Origin of the sequence: Dorea formicigenerans (genome assembly GCF_025150245.1) — a bacterium.
GTDB classification, from domain to species: domain Bacteria; phylum Bacillota; class Clostridia; order Lachnospirales; family Lachnospiraceae; genus Dorea; species Dorea formicigenerans.
Genome location: NZ_CP102279.1, coordinates 523,698 through 543,828 on the forward strand (window position 1 = coordinate 523,698; position 20,131 = coordinate 543,828).

The following is a 20,131-nucleotide window of genomic DNA, read 5'->3' on the forward strand; positions in this document are numbered from 1 at the left end:
TTTCTAGTGTTCGATAATTATGGTTGATTTATAAGCACATATTTTTATGACATATTAAAAAAAGCAGATATGGATCCAATAGTATTACCACCTGTAAGGTTTAATTGAGCTTGGTTGTCAGGAAGCCTTCCGTTTAGTGTGGAATTGCTACAATATAAACCAGAAGTAATAGAAGCAATGGAAACAATGGAAACAATGGAAAATTAAGGGTCACTGGATGGGGCAGAGTAGACTGAAGGGGTCAGCCCCCATTAAGAAAAGCTTAAGGTCATGATATTATTCCTGAGAAGGTGGAACTGAATAATCAGAAGAAGTTAAGCCACCCTAGCAGGTGGCTTGAATGGATTAAGCGGGATGATCATTAAGAATTTTTTGTGGCAGTTCACTTATACATGAAGAAAGAGAGGAGCCAAGTCCAATGGCTATGGTTGGCCAGCCAAGATCTAAAGCAGTTTGTCCAAAGAGAAAACCTAGTAATATGTAGCCGATAAGTGCAAGTACACCTTGGAGTATTGAGTCACGTATCGTATTGTAGCAATCGGCAGTAAAATTATTTGTAGCCGTAGATTTTTCTGTGCTATTGAGTATATATTTCTGACTTATATAAATTGATATAAAACATGCTGCCATCCCAAGAAGAAAATTATTCTCTTGAATTTTTTCAGAGGTGGCCAGCATGAAAAAGAGGTAGATTGTAATAGCGCATGCAGTTTTTATACCGAGCATGATACATTGATCACACCAGGCCTTTAATTTCTCAGATTCTATGTCTTCTGGGGTAACAATAGAATCTAAAGGAATACTCATAAAGTGACTGGAGAATGATATAATGGCTTCCAAAAATAAGGATAGTATTAGGGCAAATACAATACAAATTCCAAGGTATACAATTCGTGGGTAAGACGAGTGATGGAATACGATGGACCAGATCACTTCTAAAAAATGTGAAAGCACTTTATTATCATATGCAGTTGCATTGGAGGTGTCGGCATTGTCTGTGAGTGCGGCAATTTCTGCTTCAGCATTGGCACGATATTGGTTTTCAAAATCAGTTTTTTTGTTGCTATATTCAGTGGCGAGAGAACTTTCCATTGTGTTGAAATTCTGAGTGGCGGATTCAGCTTGAGCAAGTAATGCATCAAGTTTATTTTTCGACTTTTTGTAACTTGTATTACCGCTGTTAAAATTAGCAATTTCAGCGTTTGTTGTCTCCATTGCCTGGCGATAAGGTTCAAGACGTGCTGCTTGTTCAGCGTCTAATGCTGCTTTTCCGTCTTGAATATCTGTTTTTAATTGATTTTCAATACGAGCTTTTTCTGTTTGAAATGCATTTTCGTTATAGGATGCCTTATCAAGTGTTGTAACAGAAAAAATCACAGTGCACACGAATGAAATAGCAATAGGGATACTGACAATTATTCGGACCTTTTTCATATATTTGGCGCTGTTGCTGTCTGGTTTATGCTTCCAACGTCCAAGTAAATAATGCAAGTAGAGTTTGCTGTATTCGAGGAGTAATACCAAGGCTAATGCGATAAGAAATGAGGGGATGAACTCTTGGTATTCAGAAGTAAATAATTCTTTGAGTACTGCAAATTCAATTATCGCGGATAAAAGCGCAGCAAAGACACCAACTAAAATAAAAAGAAAAGTGGCAAAAGGAATAAAAATATTGTTGATTAAAATTTTTACAAATTTCATAACTGTAACCTCCAAATTCGACATTCTTTTGTAAGTATTATAGAAAATACTGTAAAAACTGACAAAATTTATTTATAATTATTTTATAAGAAAGCTGATAAAAATAAGTGAAAATAAGTGTTGACAAGAAATGAGGAATGCAAATGAATGACAACAAGATAACTATTGCTGAATTAGACAAAGAGATGAATGACAGAATTATACGCAATGTAAAGTATATGTTTAAGGTCAGAAAAGAAGTTGGGAAAAGTCTTAACGATTTAGGAACATATTGCGAGGAGAAATACAATATTAGTGTTAATACAGGAAATTTGTCTTCACTTTTAAATAAAAAAAGAAATGGGAACATACAGTTAGCATTATTATATTATATATGTGAATATTTAAATGTTGACATGCAGGAGATGATGTGGAAAGAGATGGATGAGGTATCAAAAGTATTTTCAGAATTTTCTGTTACAACAGATAAATTTATAATTGCAGCAAGGGATATGAAAAAATATTTAGGAAGATATTTTTGCTATTTTTATGCACCAGAGAAGCCATCGAGGCATGATAATGACGGAAAGATACTAACAGGGACATTAGAGCTGGAAGAAGGAAATGAAGAATGGGGAGGAGATTTATGCAATGCGACACTTTCTATAGATACAGGGTTAAAGGAGAAAGAGACAGGAGCTAGAGCTGAAAAGAAATATTATGGACAGATGATTGTTTCGAGAAAACTTTCGATAGCTTATGTAGTATTAACGGACAGAAGATTAGGGGAGTTAATGTTTATTTCCTTCCCTTATAATCAGCAGTTAAATCATAAAGACAATATTGGATCAATTGCTTTTGTATGTGGTTGTAGCTCGAATGAAAATTCAAAAATGCCGGTTGTGTATCGAATGTTGTTTACAAGAATTGATTTAAATGAGAATGATGAACTTGATAAGTTAAAGGCAAATCTTTTAATGAACACATCTATAATAAGAATTGAGAAAGACAAGCTGGATCATTTGTTAAATGAATGGGGAGATGGGGACGTTATTAAAAGGCTAATGAATCAAATTACGGAATTAGATTTAGGAATTGAATTGAAAGAATTTTATGAGATAACAGAACACAGTATAAGGCAGATAAATGAAAAAAAGTTAAAAGATATGACGAAAGATGAGCTAATTCTTCAAATTAGAGAGGAAGCAACAGCGGATAAATATAATAAAATAAGTGGGAGTCTGGCAGAGAGAATAGTAAACGCATTATTAAAGATACAAAAAGAACGGGAAGAATAAAAGTTGAAGGGGTCAGACCCCATTAAGAAAATCTTAAGATGTAAAAAGGTATTGTGATTTCATATCGGTGATGATATGATTCGGTCAACACTGCAATGGAATTCGTCAGAAGTAATTGAAAATCTCTAAACCGCTAAACTCCAGCATAGCTGGGGAGGGTTAGGGATAAGTAGAGGTGTGTATGCTGAAAGTAAAAAACTCTTACTTCCGAAGCAAGGATAATTTAGAAAAGGAATGATAAAATTAGTGAAGGACACAATTGTAACAGCTATATCGGATATAGTGATTGGATTAATAACTGAAAGTGTATCAGACGGAAAGATGACCATAAAAGAAAACATAAAGTTTTGGTCATTTAAGAAGAAAATAAAGAAGTGGTTAAGAGAATTTATCAAGAAAAATGATGGAACAATTTTAACTTCTGGGAAGTTTGAAGATTTTTTGAAGTATTATAAACCTATTGAAAAGATATATGAACATCTGTTGCAGTCGAATGGAGACATTACCACAAAAGAAGAACTTATAAATGGCTTAGTTGGACAATTGAAAGTGTTTTTCAATGATGATGAAAGGGAAATTAATGTAATAGATGAATCAGTTGTCAGAGAATTGCTGGTGAAAATATATACAGAATACGAGGAATATTTGACCAGTGGATTATCGGTAAGTGAGCAATATTTGAAAGCTTCTATATTAAAAAATCAAAAAAGCGAGAGTAAGAGACAACTTGAATATAGTAATAATAATATTAGAGAAATTATAGAACATACATCCCAAATTAAAAATCCAGAAGAGGTTATGAAAGTATATGATATTTTAAGTCAGGAAATTAGGAAAGGGAATATAGAACATGTTCATGATTTGCTTCCGTTTTTGAGGAATAAAAATGCGGATATTGATATGGCAATGCAAATAAAATTATCGTTACTCTCTGATTATCAGTGTTTAGATATGGAGGCTTTGGAAGCATGGAAGAAAATTAAAAGCAACTATATTTCAGATGATATAACAAGGATTTTGATTTTATATTGGTTTGATAAAAAAGAAAAAATGACACAATTAGAAAAACTGATTAAAAATTCTGACCTGAAAGAGATTGCAGGAATTATTTCCAGAGATGAAAAAGAAAAGTTCATGAAGCTTGAAAAGAAGAATAGACATCATGTGGATAATTATGAGTTTTCTCTTACTGGACAATATAGCAATGAAAAATGGCTTGTTAATCGAGTGTGCGCATTGTGGCTGGCAGAAAAACCAATAATTAATATTCATGAGCTGATTCAGCAATTATTTGGAAATAATCTGAGTTATATAGAGGAAATATATGTATTAGAAAAAGAGCAGGACACTATTGTTAATACAATTTCATTAGAAAATGTAAAAGAGGATGGACGGGTAAAAGAAATTGGAAAGATTTTGTCTGGAATGAAGCAAAAAATTGCTCATAACAACAATAAGATAAAATTATTGTATTATAGAACTTTTTTGAAAAACCAAGTGGTTCTTGAAGAAAAAAATATAGAGTTGTTGAATGAAATTCCAGATGTAATAAAGAAGGATTCTGCGATTGAAACTATGATGATTCAGTATAAGATAGATTTGGGTTGCATAGATGAGGAAGCAGTTGTGGAATTTTGTGAAAGAGCGGGAACGTATTGGTTATATTGTAATTTACTGAGAAAAAAATGTAATAATTGGAATCAGGTAAAAGAATCTATTGAGAGTCATAATGGTATTCTGGAGAAGGATATATATCTGTTTTTATTATATGTTCAATCAATTCGGGTATGTGATGGTAAGGAAGCGGCAATTACGGAATGGAAGAAATATCAATCAGTTTACAAGGATTATGTAGAGTATTGGTTAGAAATTTTCAAAGTTCATGAGACAGAGCGAAAAATGCTTCCGGAATTATTTGAAAAATGGAAGGATGGACAGTTAGAATGGCTTGATCCGGAAGCAGAAGTTGATTTTGCAAAAGTATTGATTGATTGTCAATATTATAAAGAAGCAATGCAAATAGTAGAGAAAAAAGAAGCATTAGGACAAGTATCACCAGACATATTGAGATTAAAAGCTAAACTTTTGATGGAAGATAATCAGGCAGTAACGGCATTAGATATATTATTAAACATATTTGATAATTTTCAGAGCGATTTGTTTGTAGTAGATGCTACTATTGTTTTGTCATTAAATTTACAAAGAAATATACCACAAAAGGTAATAGACGCGGCAATAAAAATTGGAACAGCAAGATTATTGACACTTGTTGCGGGTATTTATAGCAGGGAAAATAAAAAAGCAGAAGCAAAGAAATTAATGTTAAAGGCGTTACTGAGAAACAAAGATAATGAGATTGGAATATTTGGAAATTATCTTATGCTTCAGATAAGTGATTCGGATAATACAGAAAGAAAAATAGATGGAATTGAAAATGATACTGCAGTTGTGTTACAGGGGGTGGATGGAGAAAAATTAATATATTGCATATATGAAGAAAACATATTGCCAGATGTACCATATATATGGCAGGGAGCAACACACATATACCGAGATCAAGCAATTACAATAGGACTTTTGAGAAAGAAAACAGGCGATCTTGTTATGATAGAAGGAAGAGAATATCATATATCAGAGATAATGCCTGTGGATGGTTACTTAATTAGGCTATGTTTAGAAAAATTGGTGAAAGCAAATGCAGTAAAAACAATATCTATCGAAACTAGGGATGGAAAATTAGATGTAGAAAATTTCAGCAGAGAACTTATGAAATACATTCCTGGAGATGAAAAGGAATTTAATTGGTTAGATAATTATAAAGATTTTTCCAGTTTTCCATTACCATTTGCGATACTTCAGAAAACTGTACGAGTCAATACGGTTCAGTTAATTATGACCTTAGTACAAAGTGAAGATATTATTGTAAGAGAGCGTTATGATGAGGACTTAATTCGAGGACAACAGTTTGTATTGTCTTTTGCAGCTGTGATTATGTTGTATATGATTGGAGTTAAGCCGGAATTCTTAAAAGAAAGACAGGTATTTGTTCCAGAATCAATGAGAAATACGATATTAACTATGTGTACAGACATAATTAATGAAAATGATAAGGAACATGTATCCAGCCTTGGTGTGAGAGAAAAACGTCTTTACATGAATGTAGTATCTGAAAGTGAAAAAGTGCAGATCCTTGGGGAGGCAGCAGCCTTAAAAAATTTTGTGAGTCAGTTAAATACTTGGAGCAATAATCGAGAGTTTTGTGACGTGCAGGATGAAGAACGGGACTGGTTAGATGTATTTGGAATTTCTGATTATGACGCGTTAGCACTGGCTCAGGGAAAGAAAGCCGTTATAGTTACCGGAGAAGTAACGATACAGTCATTAATAATACAGGAGATAAAATTAAATATTTCTGGAACGGGAATACTAAATTTTTTAGTTGCTCTTAAGATGGATGTTTATGTATTACTAGATTGTATAGAACAAATGATTAAATACAGATTTGAGATTACAATGACTGAAAAATGTCTGCGTTATATTATTGATGAATACAGTAAATTGGAAAATCAAGAATTAAAAGAAGATTTTATGTGTAAATGGATTGATTGTTTGACGTTGGTTGAGTCAATGGGGGATGAGTATAAGGAAGTTTATGCACAAAATATGATGAGAGTGTGTCAGGATATCATAAGAGAGGAATATGAAGTGTTGAATCCAGTGTGGAGGAATTATTTTTCTCTTTGCGTGAAATATAAGTGCGGATTGGAGACAAAGTAGAAACGGATAAAGACTGAAGGGGTCAGACCCCATTAAGAAAATCTTAAGTTGTTAAAAGGTATTGCAACTTTATATCATTAATGATATAATCCGATAAAACTGATAGTAGGAAGCGGATCGGATGAAAGAGAACAGAGAAGAATATCAGAATGAAAAGGAAAAAAGAGAGAAAAGGTTGCTGGCATATGCGGATATGATTCAATCAGCAGTGCAGCAGGATTCTTCCGAAGTGATACGACAATTGGTGGAGGAAAGAAAGAGACAGAGACTAACGCAGCAGGAATTATCGGATATAACCGGTGTGAGAACATCGAATATAGCAAGGTTTGAGGGAGGGACAAGAATCCCGACATTGTTGATGCTGGAAAAGTATGCGAATGCATTGGGAAAACACATAGAAGTAAGTATACGTGATAAAGAGTAATGCGGATGTGGACGCATTACTTTAAAGATAATCATGAATGATAACATCATAAAAGGAGAACGCAAAATAGCAAGAAAATTAAGAGAATGGTATCCGGGTGCAATCTATCATTTGATGCACCGAGGAGTAAGGAGAACAGAGATTTTTTCAGATGAAACAGATTATCAGGTGTTTTTAGAGATATTAAAGGTGGCATTAGATAAGTATCAATGTAAGATACATGCATATTGTATGATGACGAATCATATACATCTTCTACTGGAAACTAGTGAAGATGAGATTGGAAGGTTCATGAAGTGTTTGTCTGAGAGATATGCAATGTATTTTAATCATAAGTACCAGTATCGAGGACATTTGTTTGAAAGTAGATATAAGTCATGTCTTGTGAAGGAAGATTCTTATTTCTTACAGACAAGCAGGTATATTCATCTGAACCCGGTGAAAGCCAGAATAGTGGTAAAACCAGAGGATTACCGATGGAGCAGCTATCAGACAATGATTGCATTAAAAGATGACAGAATAACAGAAAGGAATCGGACGCTTGCATATTTTAAAGACAATAGCATATTGCGGTATCGAGATTTTGTAGAGGATATTGGACATAAATATGTGGTACAAGAGCACGAAATCAAAAAGAGTATGGAGGAGTTACCATTTGATTAATAAATCGGTATATCTTTAAATCGAGCCGTAAAAATACTGGAAGTTAACATATATGAAAAAGTGTTTGGAATCATCTTGACAAACATGTTGAATACGACATATTATAATTACAAAGAAGAAGGAGCATACTAATGTACGAGATCATTTTATATGATACAGAAGATGAAAGATGCCCTGTGCAGGAACTATTAGATTCCCTGGAGCCTAAGTTGCTGGCAAAAACATTGCGGACAATTGATTTACTGGAAATGAACGGACCATTGCTTCGTGAGCCATATTCAAAACCATTGGAGAATGGGATATTTGAGCTTCGTGCCAAGCAGGGATCAGATATTACAAGAGTATTGTATTTCTTTATCGTAGGCAAGAAGGCGGTACTGACCAATGGATTTATAAAAAAATCGCAGAAGACACCAAAGGCAGAAAAAGAACTGGCAAAGAAGTATAAAGCAGATTATGAACGGAGGTATGGCAATGAGTAGCTATAAAGATTATAAAAAAAGAGCATTGCAGAATCCGGAGGTAAAGGCAGAATATGATGCACTGCAACCGGAATATGATATTATCCAGGCGATGATTGATGCAAGAGTGCAGCAGAATATGACACAAAAAGATTTGTCAGCTAAAACCGGAATTACGCAGGCAGATATAAGCCGGATCGAGAACGGAACAAGAAATCCCAGTCTGAGTATGGTAAAAAAACTTGCACATGGATTAGGGATGCAATTAAAACTGGAATTTGTTCCGATGCCAACAAAAAATAAAATGTGAAGAGTATGAGAAAATAGAAACAGCAGGATTCTTCAGAAGTGATACGTCAATTGGTGGTAAAAGGTAAATTCCACCGCATTTTAAATTTTGATATTTTAACGAGAGGTTTTTAGGCAAAATTTCTCGTTTTCTGTTATAATTGTTCCAATTTGACGAAATTTTCTAGATTTCATGGCATGCTAAATGGGCTACTGGAATTCGGGGTGCTAGACTAAATTCCACCAGCCATATTTGAAAAATGTGAAACGTTTACATCCAGTCTGCATTACTATGAGAAGATAGAGCCTATTTTTGCAGAAATAGTTCCACTTGAACACGATTTGTTCGAATGTTTAAAAATAGATGAAGAATTTGAGCGAGAAGCTAAATGCGAGTCCTTTAAGGTGTATTTTGGAAAATATACGGAGTTGACAAAAATGCTTAAAAATGAAATGCTTCTTCATCAAGCCTATATTCCAAAAACAGTATTCGAAGAATCTACTACATTTGTAGTACAAATGCAAGATGATTTCGATTACTGGTTTGATATGGCAAAATGTTTATTTGCAGGAGAATATGGTAAAATTGATTATGAAAAAGGCGAGAAAACAGTTGAAATGTTACTGGTAAAGCTTGCAAAGATGGAAGTATCTATAAAAAATAGATTGAAGGAGCTTTGTGATTTTTCTTAAAAAGAAAGTTGAAGAGGTCAGACCCCAATGTGGTCAACCTAGTGTCAACTTAAGATAACTGCCTGGCCAAAGTAATGGCTGATGGTGTGAAATTGAGAAAAAGGAAAGTAGATTTGAAAAGAAGTCGCACTTTAATAAAGCTTCGCGGAAAAGCCATATGAAAAGCTATTGATTATTAGAATGCCACTTTTTTGTTGTTAAAATGTGTCCTTCCTATTGCTTTGTTCTTTTTTCGTCGGAATGTTCTTCCGGGCATAATCTGATATCTGCATCGGAGAGATGTCAAGATTCAATTGCTATACAAGAGAGATAAAAGAATATAGGGACAGGAGATGAGGCAGAAGATGAAAATTTTCTGTCTTATTTTGTCGAATGGCGTCAGTTTTTGACAGGTGAGGTGTATTATATATAAGGGAATAAATGGTATGATTTAAAAATGGTTATATACAAGATGAAATAGATGGGCATAGAGCACTTGGAGAACCACATTTAGTGCATGCAGATAGGAATGGAAATAATAAAATTTATGTTTTAACATGGAGTGATATTTTTGATGAGTTTTCTTTAAGACATGATTATCTGATGTGTAAATTAGAATTGGAAAAAGAAATTTGGTTAAAGAAACATGATTCTATTGAGAATGTAGTAGAAGATATAAAGGAGAATTCGGCCACTTTAGATAGTGCGCTTATTCCCAAGCGTGCACAGAATTAAATGATGAAGGAAAATTCATTAAAACGCCGATTGAATAAAGAGGCAGAAATTAACAAAACGAGAATTACATGATATAACCGGTGTGAGAACAGAAAAAAGGATTGACCAGTCGATAAACTGATCAATCCATTTCCATTTTGTTAGGAACCCTCACGAAGAACCCTCGTACACGGTAAATAGCTAGTACCGTGTTTTTGCCCTAAAACCATGAGATAACCCCTTTGTAAAACTAGAAGTTTTTTAAAGGAGCAATCTTATGGATAAAACCACACATTAGGTCCGTATTGAACATTAGACCAAGAAATTTTAAATGAAACCCGTGACTCAGAAAACATGTAAATATAAAACGTAAAAAAATTACATTTTAAAATATATTCTCTGAAAAAATATTGCATAGATTGTTAAAAATAGAATATAATGTGTATATGATTTAAGCTAGGAGGAAGGAATATATGCTTAAAAGTGTTGAACTTAGAAATTTTAAGTCTTTTCATAATAAAGTAAAGATTGATTTTGAGAAGACCAATTATAAGACATTATTGAACACAAATGTAAGTGGTAATCTTTTAAAAGGAGCATTATTTGTAGGTAAAAATGCATCTGGAAAGTCAAACGTTTTGAAAGCAATTCGATTTTTACTTGAATGTTTATTGGCCAAAAATGAAGTGAATTGGGTGGAATATATATGTTTATTTTCTGATACTCCGGTAATGGAATTAAAATATGTTTTTGAAATTGATAAATCTGAAATAATTTATGATATTTCTTATCAATGGGTAGATGTATTTTTGAGAGAAAAGTTGACTGTAGATGGTATTGAATTGTTGTCAAGGGAGGGAAGTACAGCAAATACAATACTGACAGAGGTAAAGAATTATACAGATATACCAAAACAGTTATTATTTTTGAGAGATATATTTTTTAATACAAGATTTCGAGGACAAGTAAAATTACAGAAATGGTTTGAGTTTTTGTCTAATTCTGTATATATGGATATGTGTTTAAAAAGTGCTACGCAGTATAAGGGAGTGGATTTATCACTAAGATCTTATATGGAAGAGTCTGGAACAAAACTCATTAATGATTTCTTTGAGCAATATCATTTTGAACAAAGGATTGAGTATAATAAAAAAGCAACTGGAAATATCGTGACTTTAGAGTCTCCGGAGAATCAGATATATTTTAGGCGAAATGGGATAAACGAACCAATCCCGTATGAAATGGAATCATTGGGAAATCAAACTCTAGTACAATTATTGCCTGCATTTTTTTATTGTATATCTAATAGCGGAATGTTGTTACTGGACGAATTTTCAAGTGGGTTTCACAATAATCTGGAAGAACTGCTTGTAAGATATTTTATGAAGAATGCCGGAGAATCACAATTTATTTTTGTGTCACATTCAACCAATTTACTTTCTAATAGTTTATTGAGACCGGATCAGATTTATTCTGTTGATTTTGATAAAGGAGGAAGTGTGGTAAAAAGATTTTCGAGTGAAAAACCAAGAGAAGCACAGAATATAGAAAAAATGTACCTGGGTGGTGTGTTCAATGGAATCCCGCGATATGAACGTTAGGATTAATAAGGAAAAATCAATTGGCAAAGTCTTATATATTGTTGAAGGTAATAAGACAGAGGCACTAATCTTGTATTATATTTTTTGTAAGATTTATGATTATCAATTTGAGAGCATTTTAAGAGGTAAAGGTTATCATAAGTATAATTCAAAAGAAAATATAATGTCTCAAGTATTTGTTATAAATACAGAAGAAAGCAATATTAAAACGATAGATAAAGATAATGATTTCCTGAATAATTTATATATAACATTATTTGAACAGTATGATTTTAATGTAGATAATGCGGCAATTTATTATTTGTTTGACCGTGATTACCAGTCTAATACAGATGTTTTATTTATCAATAAGATGATTAGTACGTTGGGGAATGCAAGAGATAATGGAGGGTATGACAGACAAGGACTGTTGCTGTTGAGTTATCCGGCAATTGAAAGCTTTACGTTGAGTAATTTTGAGCATCATGTTTTTGAAGAGAGAAAAGAGACGGGAAAAGAACTTAAACAGTATCTTCATAGTAGACATATAAACCATCAAAATATAACCGAAGAGAGTTTAATGTGTGCTGTTAGAGAATTGTGGGAAGCATTACAAAAAATAGGAAAATTAAAATTAGATTTGGATGATTTCAGGGAAGTTAACAAGAAAATATTTGATTTTGAAGAGAAAGAAATGGAATCAAATAAGGCATATAGAATACTGAGCTTGTTGTGTGTTTCATTGCTTGATTTAGGGTTATTAGAGATAGAAGAGGAAACTTAAGAGAATTTTCCATTTTATTCAAAAAGAATGAGAAATATTGATTTGCCCCTTGATTAGTTTTTAAGGACTGGTTGTTTTTTGTTTTTGCTGTGATATAATCTCATCTTTGACAGTTGATTAGTTAAAAAAGTGCCACAATCCCTGTAAATTGATATGCTCCCCATATGGTAGACAATGGAAATATCCAAAAATCTATCATATGCATGACTATATGGAACTTATATTTGAAAAGATGTGTAAGGAGTATCTGATGCGTTATGCAGACAACCTGCCGTTTGATTTGGCTGATGTCGGTCAGTGGTGGGGAACTGATCCGCGTGAGAAGAAGCAGATACAGATAGATATTGTAGGTGTTCCGGTACAGGAATCAAATCAGAAAATAGCAGAGTATTTGATGGGGTCTTGTAAATTCAAAAATGAGAAAATTGGGTTGAATGAATTAGAATTATTAGAACGATATGCGATGGCCTTTGCAAAGGGAGAAAAATATTATTATATTATTTTTTCACTGGGAGGATTTACCGAGGAATTGCTTGCAGTGGCACATGAACGAAACGTAATGTTGCTAACTTTGGAGGATCTTTATAATTACTTCAATCGCATGTTATAAAAAGAAATGTAAGGTTATGATGAAAAGCGAAGAATAAAATATGGAATATAATGAAAAGAATCTGCCGTTGGCAAAATGGTTGATCGATAAGACAAATACAAAGGACTATCGCATAGGGAATCTCTTAGGAATGAAGCACCCAAAGGTGGATGGGGATCTTTTGAAAATAGTGGGTGGCAGAGATGAACTGGTCAGACAGGCAAAAGTTTTAGAAAGAATTCCAGCATTAGGCGGAGAAGAATATCTGCATTTTGACTGGAGAGAAATGAATACAGATATCACGAAGATTGATTATCGGGTAGAAGTAATTCCTGGATTATGTGACTTAATTGGGGTCATTGATCCTAGAGAACGCCAGTTACAGGCAATAACAAGAGTGTGCAAACTGCAGGAGGATGTATCCGGAAGCTGTCTGTTCGCTTATTGTAATCATGTGCTGGAACAGTTGAATAAAGGGAATACGAAAGAGTTATCCAAAGCGGAGGACGAAGAATTCCTTAAGTGTCTGAAAGCGCTAGCTGATCTGAAAGAACCGGAATGGAAGCGCGTGTTCAGCTCCAAAGTATTTGAAAAGAAAAATGATATCACGCCATCTAAAGTTTTCGAACGCATTTATCAAGGTGTAGTTATCGAAGCTTTGAAATACTCGCCGCAATATGAAGAAGGCATGTCAGATGATGAGATACTGGCAGCACATGGAATATTAAGTTATTCTCAGACATTAGAATGGAAAGGTGCCGTGGAGTATTGCATGACAGATCGAAATGGCACAGCGATAGAGAAGAAAATCGACACTTCCTTGAATTATTATGGAACGGTACTTAATGCACAGACATTAGAGCATGCCGTACCAAGCTTACGAAATAGTGTTGAAAAAATCATTGTGATTGAGAATAAAGCGAATTATGAAAGCATGGAATATGATCCAAAAGTTTTATATATCTTTTGTCATGGCTACTTTTCGCCAAAGGAAGTTCGCTTTTTGCAAATGTTAATGAAGACAGCACCGGAAGAAATCCAGTGTTATCATTGGGGAGATATGGATTACGGTGGAATACAGATTTTTTTGTATAATGAAAAGAATATTTTTCCAAATCTGATTCCATGGAAGATGGATGTTCCCTCTTATAAGGCAGCGTTGGAAAAGGAAAAAGGAATTAAGCTATGCAGCAAAAAGCAGAAAAAGTTAGAAGCATTGAATGCCGGTAAATTAGAAGTACTGAAACAGTGTATATTGGAAAATAAGATGGAAATCGAGCAGGAGATGTTAATATAAAAATGTCTCGATCTCATCGACAGTCATCATATTATATACACTCTGGCAAAGCAAATTCAATTACAAAGATAGCTTTGAATCAGCTTCATCTCTTGCGCCAGCGCAGCTTCTATGGTATACTTACACGGATTGTAGAATTGACTATATAATGACAAATAAGAGAAATCCGGTTGTAAAAAAGCTTTTTTAGATACCGGATTTCGTATCGGGGCTCACGAGGGAGTCTTGAAGTGTACATATACAAGAGACGCAGTGAAAGGAGTTATAGTATGTGTGGGATTGTAGGATTTACAGGTGATATGCAGGCAGCACCAATTCTGTTGGATGGTCTTTCTAAGCTGGAGTACCGAGGATATGATTCAGCAGGAATCGCAGTAAGAGATGGAGAGAAAGAGACAGAAGTCATAAAGGCAAAAGGTCGTCTGAAAGTTCTGGCTGAGAAGACGAATGGCGGAGAATCCGTACCTGGAACATGTGGTATCGGACATACAAGATGGGCGACTCATGGAGAGCCATCTGAGACAAATGCACATCCGCACATCAGTGATGATGGCAATGTTGTAGCAGTTCACAATGGTATTATAGAGAACTATCAGGAACTGAAAGATAAGCTGATCCGTAAAGGTTATTCTTTTTACTCAGCAACAGATACAGAAGTTGCTGTAAAATTAGTTGACTATTATTATAAGAAATATCTCGGTACACCGGTTGATGCAATCAATCATGCATTGATCCGTATTCGTGGTTCTTATGCACTGGCAATGATGTTTAAGGATTATCCGGGAGAGATTTATGTGGCAAGAAAAGACAGCCCGATGATACTTGGTGTAGATGGTGAGAATTCTTACATCGCATCTGATGTTCCGGCTATTCTGAAATATACAAGAAATGTGTATTACATCGGAAATCTTGAGATGGCTCGCGTAAGAAAAGGAGAGATTACATTTTATAATCTGGACGGAGACGAAATTCAGAAAGAGTTGAAGACGGTCGAGTGGGATGCAGAAGCAGCTGAAAAGGCTGGATTTGAGCATTTCATGATGAAAGAGATCCATGAGCAGCCAAAAGCAGTTTCTGACACTTTGAATTCTGTCCTGAAAAATGGAGCGATTGATTTATCGGAAGTAGGATTATCCGAAGAGGAGATGAAAGAGATCAGCCAGATTTATATCGTAGCATGCGGATCTGCTTATCATGTAGGTATGGCAGCACAGTATGTCATTGAAGACCTGGCAAGAATTCCGGTACGTGTGGAACTGGCAAGCGAATTCCGTTATCGTAATCCAATCTTAGATCCAAAAGGTCTAGTCATTATCATCAGCCAGTCCGGAGAGACTGCAGACAGCCTTGCAGCACTCCGCGAATCTAAGGAGATGGGAATTAAGACACTTGGTATTGTAAATGTGATCGGATCTTCTATCGCAAGAGAAGCAGACAACGTATTCTATACACTGGCAGGACCGGAGATTTCTGTAGCTACAACAAAAGCTTACAGCACACAGCTGATCGCAACTTATGCACTTGCAATTCAATTTGCAAAGGTTCGTGGACAGATTACGGAAGAACAGTATACAGGATATATTGAAGAGCTGCAGACAATTCCGGATAAGATCAGTAAGATTATTGCAGATAAAGAGAGAATCCAGTGGTTCGCAGCAAAACAGGCTAATGCAAAAGACGCATTTTTCGTAGGAAGAGGAATTGATTATGCAATCAGTCTGGAAGGAAGCCTGAAGATGAAAGAAATCAGTTATATCCATTCTGAGGCATATGCAGCAGGAGAATTGAAACACGGAACCATTTCTCTGATCGAAGATGGAACATTGGTAATCGGAGTGCTGACACAGCCAGATCTCTATGAGAAGACAGTCAGCAATATGGTAGAATGTAAGAGCCGTGGAGCGTACCTTATGGGATTGACTACATTTGGTCATTACAATATTGAGGATACAGCAGATTTCACTGTTTATATTCCAAAGACAGATCCACATTTTGCAACATCACTTGCAGTTATTCCATTACAGTTGATGGGATATTATGTGAGCGTGGCAAAGGGATTAGACGTAGATAAGCCGAGAAACCTTGCAAAGAGTGTAACAGTGGAATAAGAATAATAGAATAAGAATGTTAATTGAGGACATAGTGTTTATTTAAAATGCTATGTCCTCTTTATAAAAAATGAAGCCTCCCACTTAAGGAGCCTTCATTTTTTATGAGTGTCTGACAAATTTCAATTATGATATCTGTTCAGATACAAAATGTTCAATTTGAAAATGATCCGATACTGGGATTACTCAGTCTCTTCACTGTCTTCGTCATCAGCAATTGCAATATGTGATTCAGTTACAGTAACAACAGTTGTCTCAGGATCTGTAACCAAGTGGACATCTTTATCCTGTGCAAGTGACAGATCTTTTACTTTAATCGTATCGCCGATACGGAGTTTTGCTACATCAATCTCAACTTTGTCAACAAGTGCAGATGGAAGTGCTTTATAAGAAACTTCCTCTAACTGTTGCTGCAATACACCAGATTCAAGTTTGTCATGGTTTACAAGAACAATCTCTGCAACAGAATGTACAACTTCATCTTTGACAAGAGCCTGGAAATCCATCTCATCTACTCTGCCTTTTAATGGGTTATAATCAACCTCTTTGATCAATACATTGTGGGATTCGCCGTCAATATCCAACATGATCTGGCTTCCTTTATTGCTCGTCTTAAGCAGGCGGTCAACTGCGGCAGCATCCATTTTTACTGGAATGGACTCTTTCATCTCTTTGCCGAATACGTTACCGGTAACATAGCCCTCTCTTCTTAATTTTTTTGCCTTTACGGCAAGTGTTCTTTTTTCAGCTTTTAAAGTATTCATTTATCTTTTCCTCCAAGTCTGAATAATTTTATGAGTTCTATTTGTTACAACTGTAGTATAGCACCTGCACAATATTATGATTAACCAAAAAATATAAAAAACAGAGAAAAAGATTATGCAAAATAGACAAAGCACTAAGACCTGATGTTTCATGTATAACGGATGAAACAGATGAATAATGTTACCAGGTCGTTACCAGGTGACGTTAACGGGCAAGAAAGCATATATTGACAAATATTCATTTTTTAGTATAATTAATACAATGCTCTCGAAAGTGAGAGCGTTCTTTGATTATAGAAAAGGAGAGAGAACATGACAACAACAGTATCTATATTAATTGCATTTGGCGTCTATCTTTTGGGAATGATCGGAATTGGGATCTGGAGCATGAGACAGACGAAGGGGGCAGACGATTTCTTCCTCGGAGGACGAGGACTTTCCGCTCCGGTAGCTGCGATGTCTGCACAGGCATCTGACATGAGCGGCTGGTTGCTGATGGGACTTCCGGGCTCTGTATATGCACTTGGAACCGGGCAGGCATGGATCGCCGTAGGACTTGGACTTGGAACGATTGCTAACTGGCTTATTATCGCAAGACCACTTCGTGCATATACAATTGTAGCGGGAAATTCTATGACGCTTCCGGAATTTTTCGGAAACCGTTATCACGATGAAAAGAAGATTTTACTTGGTATTTCTTCAGTTATTATCGTCATTTTCTTTCTGGTATATACAGCTTCCGCGCTGGCAAGCGGAGGTAAGCTTTTTAACACTGTATTTGGATTGGATTACCATATAGCTTTATTTCTGGGTGCAGCAGTTATTCTGATCTACACATTTATGGGAGGATTTCTTGCAGTGTGTTCTACAGATTTCTTCCAAGGATTACTGATGTTGATTGCAATTCTTGCAGTACCGGTGCTGGCATGGGGATTTGTAGGTGGTGATTTTCATAACATGCTTGCAAATACAGGAGTGAATCCGGACAATTACTTAAGCTTTACATATAATGGAGATCATCCGATCACAGCGGTAGAGATTATTTCTAATATGGCATGGGGACTTGGATATTGTGGTATGCCACATATCCTGATTCGTTTTATGGCAATCCGCAGTGAGAAAGAACTGAAGAAATCTTCGGCAATTGCAATTGTGTGGGTTGTACTTTCCCTTGGATTTACGATTGCGATCGGACTGCTCGGACGTGCTTTTCTCTATCCGGAGATTCTCGGAGTAACAGAGGGGGCACCATCAGCAGAGTCAGTATTTATTGAGATGATCCAGAAGGTTTTCATTGAAAAGATTCCGATTCCATTTATTGCAGGATTGTTTATCTGTGGAATTCTGGCAGCTGTAATGTCAACTGCAGATTCACAGCTTCTGGTATGTTCTTCTTCCGTATCTAAAGACATTTACCAGAACATTCTGAATCCGGAAGCTTCTGATAAGAAGGTATTAAATGTAGCACGTATGACAACATTTGGCGTAGCTGTAGTAGCATTTTTCATCGCATGGGATCCGAACAGTTCTATCATGGACCTGGTATCTGATGCATGGGCAGGACTTGGAGCAGCATTTGGTCCGCTTGTCGTTATGAGCCTCTTCTGGCGCAGAACGAATCTTTCGGGAGCTGTGGCAGGACTGGTGTCCGGAGCAGCGACTGTGCTGATCTGGGATTATCTTCCAATTGTAAATGGACAGACAATCGGAAATGCAACAGGTATTTATTCTTTGTTAGTCGGATTTGTTATCAGCCTGTGTTTTATCGTAATCGTCAGTATGGTTACAAAAGCACCGGACGAGACAATTCTTGCGCAGTTTGATGAATATAAAAAATACGAAGAAAAAGATATGTAAGAATAGAAGTGTAAATAATAAGAAATGTAAGTATAAGGTCGCTATATGGCTAATGTTAACTTCATGACATTGGCTGTATGGCGCCTTTTTCGTTGCCAAGCATACGACAAAAAGGTCCGGTGGACCTTTTTTAGTTACATAGCAGGAAGTGTTAAATTATCTATATTTGATATAATATTAACTCAATTTGATGAAAAAAGTTTGTTTTTTAACTATCAATCGTATTATTTATAGAAAATTGTGAAAAATAGTAAAATAACATTGAATTGAGTGTAAAAATGTGATATGGTACGTTATACAAGAAAAGGCTTACTGAAAGGAGAAGAAAATATGGGATTTTTAACAGGTAAGACAGCGATCATCACAGGAGCGGGACGCGCGGTATTAAGTGATGGCAGATGTGGATCTATCGGATATGGAATCGCAACTGCATATGCAAAAGAGGGGGCAAATCTTGTTATTACAGGACGTAATGTGCAGAAACTGACAGATGCAAAAGAAGAATTAGAGAGACTGTACGGAATAAAAGTACTTCCGGTACAGGCAGACGTATCTGCAGGCGCAGACAATAAAGCAGTTGTTGACAATGTTGTGAAACAGGCAATCGATACATTTGGGCGAATTGATGTGCTGATCAACAATGCACAGGCTTCTGCATCCGGAGTTACACTGGCAGATCATACGCAGGAACAGTTCGATCTGGCAATGTATTCAGGATTGTATGCAGTATTTTATTATATGCAGGCATGCTATCCATACTTGAAAGAGACAAAAGGAAGCGTCATCAACTTTGCTTCCGGTGCAGGACTTTTCGGTAATTATGGTCAGTGTGCATATGCGGCAGCAAAAGAAGGAATCCGTGGACTTACAAGAGTTGCAGCAACTGAGTGGGGACCGGACGGAATCAATGTCAACATCGTATGCCCACTTGCATGGACTGCACAGCTTGAGAAATTCGAGCAGGCTTATCCGGACGCATTTAAGGCAAATGTAAAGATGCCGCCGGCAGGTCACTATGCAGACGCAGAGAAAGAGATCGGAAGAGTGTGTGTACAGCTTGCATCTCCTGACTTCAAATATATGAGTGGTGAGACACTGACACTGGAAGGTGGAATGGGTCAGAGACCATAAATAAGAATTTATCAATAAAAAGATGCATGATCGCAGAAAAAGAT

The 20,131-nt window shown here is 35.7% G+C and carries 17 protein-coding genes; 15 read left to right on the forward strand and 2 right to left on the reverse strand.

What is annotated here, in order from left to right; all coding sequences use genetic code 11:
- Nucleotides 1-345 precede the first annotated feature (345 nt).
- Nucleotides 346-1,701: a hypothetical protein gene (locus NQ560_RS02650; RefSeq protein WP_040015744.1), complete on the reverse strand. Its 1,356-nt coding sequence runs from the start codon at nucleotides 1,699-1,701 to the stop codon at nucleotides 346-348.
- Nucleotides 1,702-1,844: 143 nt separating this feature from the next.
- Between NQ560_RS02650 and NQ560_RS02655 the strand changes: the two genes are divergently transcribed.
- The 13 genes from NQ560_RS02655 to glmS all read left to right on the forward strand — a co-directional run bounded on the left by NQ560_RS02655 (nucleotide 1,845) and on the right by glmS (nucleotide 16,335).
- A complete protein-coding gene (locus NQ560_RS02655; RefSeq protein ID WP_040015743.1) occupies nucleotides 1,845-2,978 on the forward strand; it encodes a hypothetical protein in 1,134 nt (377 codons plus the stop codon).
- 234 nt (nucleotides 2,979-3,212) lie between these two features.
- Nucleotides 3,213-6,755: a hypothetical protein gene (locus tag NQ560_RS02660; RefSeq protein ID WP_005336021.1), complete on the forward strand. Its 3,543-nt coding sequence runs from the start codon at nucleotides 3,213-3,215 to the stop codon at nucleotides 6,753-6,755.
- A gap of 121 nt (nucleotides 6,756-6,876) precedes the next feature.
- Nucleotides 6,877-7,179 (forward strand): helix-turn-helix domain-containing protein, encoded by a 303-nt coding sequence (locus tag NQ560_RS02665; RefSeq protein WP_005336019.1) that lies wholly within the window; start codon nucleotides 6,877-6,879, stop codon nucleotides 7,177-7,179.
- Nucleotides 7,180-7,212: 33 nt separating this feature from the next.
- Nucleotides 7,213-7,842, forward strand: a complete 630-nt coding sequence (locus NQ560_RS02670; RefSeq protein ID WP_005336017.1) for a transposase — start codon at nucleotides 7,213-7,215, stop codon at nucleotides 7,840-7,842.
- Nucleotides 7,843-7,973: 131 nt separating this feature from the next.
- The gene (locus NQ560_RS02675; protein ID WP_005336015.1) at nucleotides 7,974-8,324 is read left to right on the forward strand and encodes a type II toxin-antitoxin system RelE/ParE family toxin; all 351 of its coding nucleotides are present in this window, start codon (nucleotides 7,974-7,976) and stop codon (nucleotides 8,322-8,324) included.
- Nucleotides 8,311-8,613, forward strand: coding sequence for a helix-turn-helix domain-containing protein (locus NQ560_RS02680; RefSeq protein WP_003863952.1), 303 nt, complete (start codon nucleotides 8,311-8,313; stop codon nucleotides 8,611-8,613). Before NQ560_RS02675 ends, NQ560_RS02680 begins: the two co-directional genes overlap by 14 nt.
- Before the next feature lie 416 nt (nucleotides 8,614-9,029).
- Nucleotides 9,030-9,284, forward strand: coding sequence for a hypothetical protein (locus NQ560_RS02685; protein WP_117606973.1), 255 nt, complete (start codon nucleotides 9,030-9,032; stop codon nucleotides 9,282-9,284).
- Nucleotides 9,285-9,776: 492 nt separating this feature from the next.
- On the forward strand, nucleotides 9,777-9,998 hold the full coding sequence (locus NQ560_RS02690) for a hypothetical protein (RefSeq protein WP_005336012.1): 222 nt from the start codon (nucleotides 9,777-9,779) through the stop codon (nucleotides 9,996-9,998).
- A 452-nt stretch (nucleotides 9,999-10,450) separates the two neighbouring features.
- Nucleotides 10,451-11,578: an AAA family ATPase gene (locus tag NQ560_RS02695; RefSeq protein ID WP_005336011.1), complete on the forward strand. Its 1,128-nt coding sequence runs from the start codon at nucleotides 10,451-10,453 to the stop codon at nucleotides 11,576-11,578.
- On the forward strand, nucleotides 11,553-12,341 hold the full coding sequence (locus tag NQ560_RS02700) for a hypothetical protein (RefSeq protein WP_022279251.1): 789 nt from the start codon (nucleotides 11,553-11,555) through the stop codon (nucleotides 12,339-12,341). Before NQ560_RS02695 ends, NQ560_RS02700 begins: the two co-directional genes overlap by 26 nt.
- 199 nt (nucleotides 12,342-12,540) lie before the next feature.
- Nucleotides 12,541-12,951 carry a DUF234 domain-containing protein gene (locus NQ560_RS02705; protein ID WP_005336009.1) on the forward strand — a complete coding sequence of 137 codons (411 nt, stop codon included), beginning with the start codon at nucleotides 12,541-12,543 and terminating at the stop codon, nucleotides 12,949-12,951.
- A 40-nt stretch (nucleotides 12,952-12,991) separates the two neighbouring features.
- Nucleotides 12,992-14,227: a Wadjet anti-phage system protein JetD domain-containing protein gene (locus NQ560_RS02710; RefSeq protein ID WP_005336008.1), complete on the forward strand. Its 1,236-nt coding sequence runs from the start codon at nucleotides 12,992-12,994 to the stop codon at nucleotides 14,225-14,227.
- 269 nt (nucleotides 14,228-14,496) lie between these two features.
- Nucleotides 14,497-16,335, forward strand: a complete 1,839-nt coding sequence (gene glmS / locus NQ560_RS02715; RefSeq protein WP_005336007.1) for a glutamine--fructose-6-phosphate transaminase (isomerizing) — start codon at nucleotides 14,497-14,499, stop codon at nucleotides 16,333-16,335.
- Nucleotides 16,336-16,517: 182 nt separating this feature from the next.
- On the opposite strand, the gene NQ560_RS02720 is transcribed toward glmS, so the two are convergent.
- Nucleotides 16,518-17,099 (reverse strand): 50S ribosomal protein L25, encoded by a 582-nt coding sequence (locus tag NQ560_RS02720; RefSeq protein ID WP_005336006.1) that lies wholly within the window; start codon nucleotides 17,097-17,099, stop codon nucleotides 16,518-16,520.
- A gap of 312 nt (nucleotides 17,100-17,411) precedes the next feature.
- On the opposite strand from NQ560_RS02720, the gene putP reads away from it, so the two are divergent.
- Together putP and NQ560_RS02730 are read left to right on the forward strand one after the other, a co-directional pair.
- Entirely contained in the window at nucleotides 17,412-18,956 is a 1,545-nt protein-coding gene (gene putP / locus NQ560_RS02725; protein ID WP_005336002.1) for a sodium/proline symporter PutP, read from the forward strand.
- A gap of 330 nt (nucleotides 18,957-19,286) precedes the next feature.
- On the forward strand, nucleotides 19,287-20,087 hold the full coding sequence (locus NQ560_RS02730) for an SDR family NAD(P)-dependent oxidoreductase (protein ID WP_005341128.1): 801 nt from the start codon (nucleotides 19,287-19,289) through the stop codon (nucleotides 20,085-20,087).
- The last annotated feature ends 44 nt before the right edge of the window (nucleotides 20,088-20,131 follow it).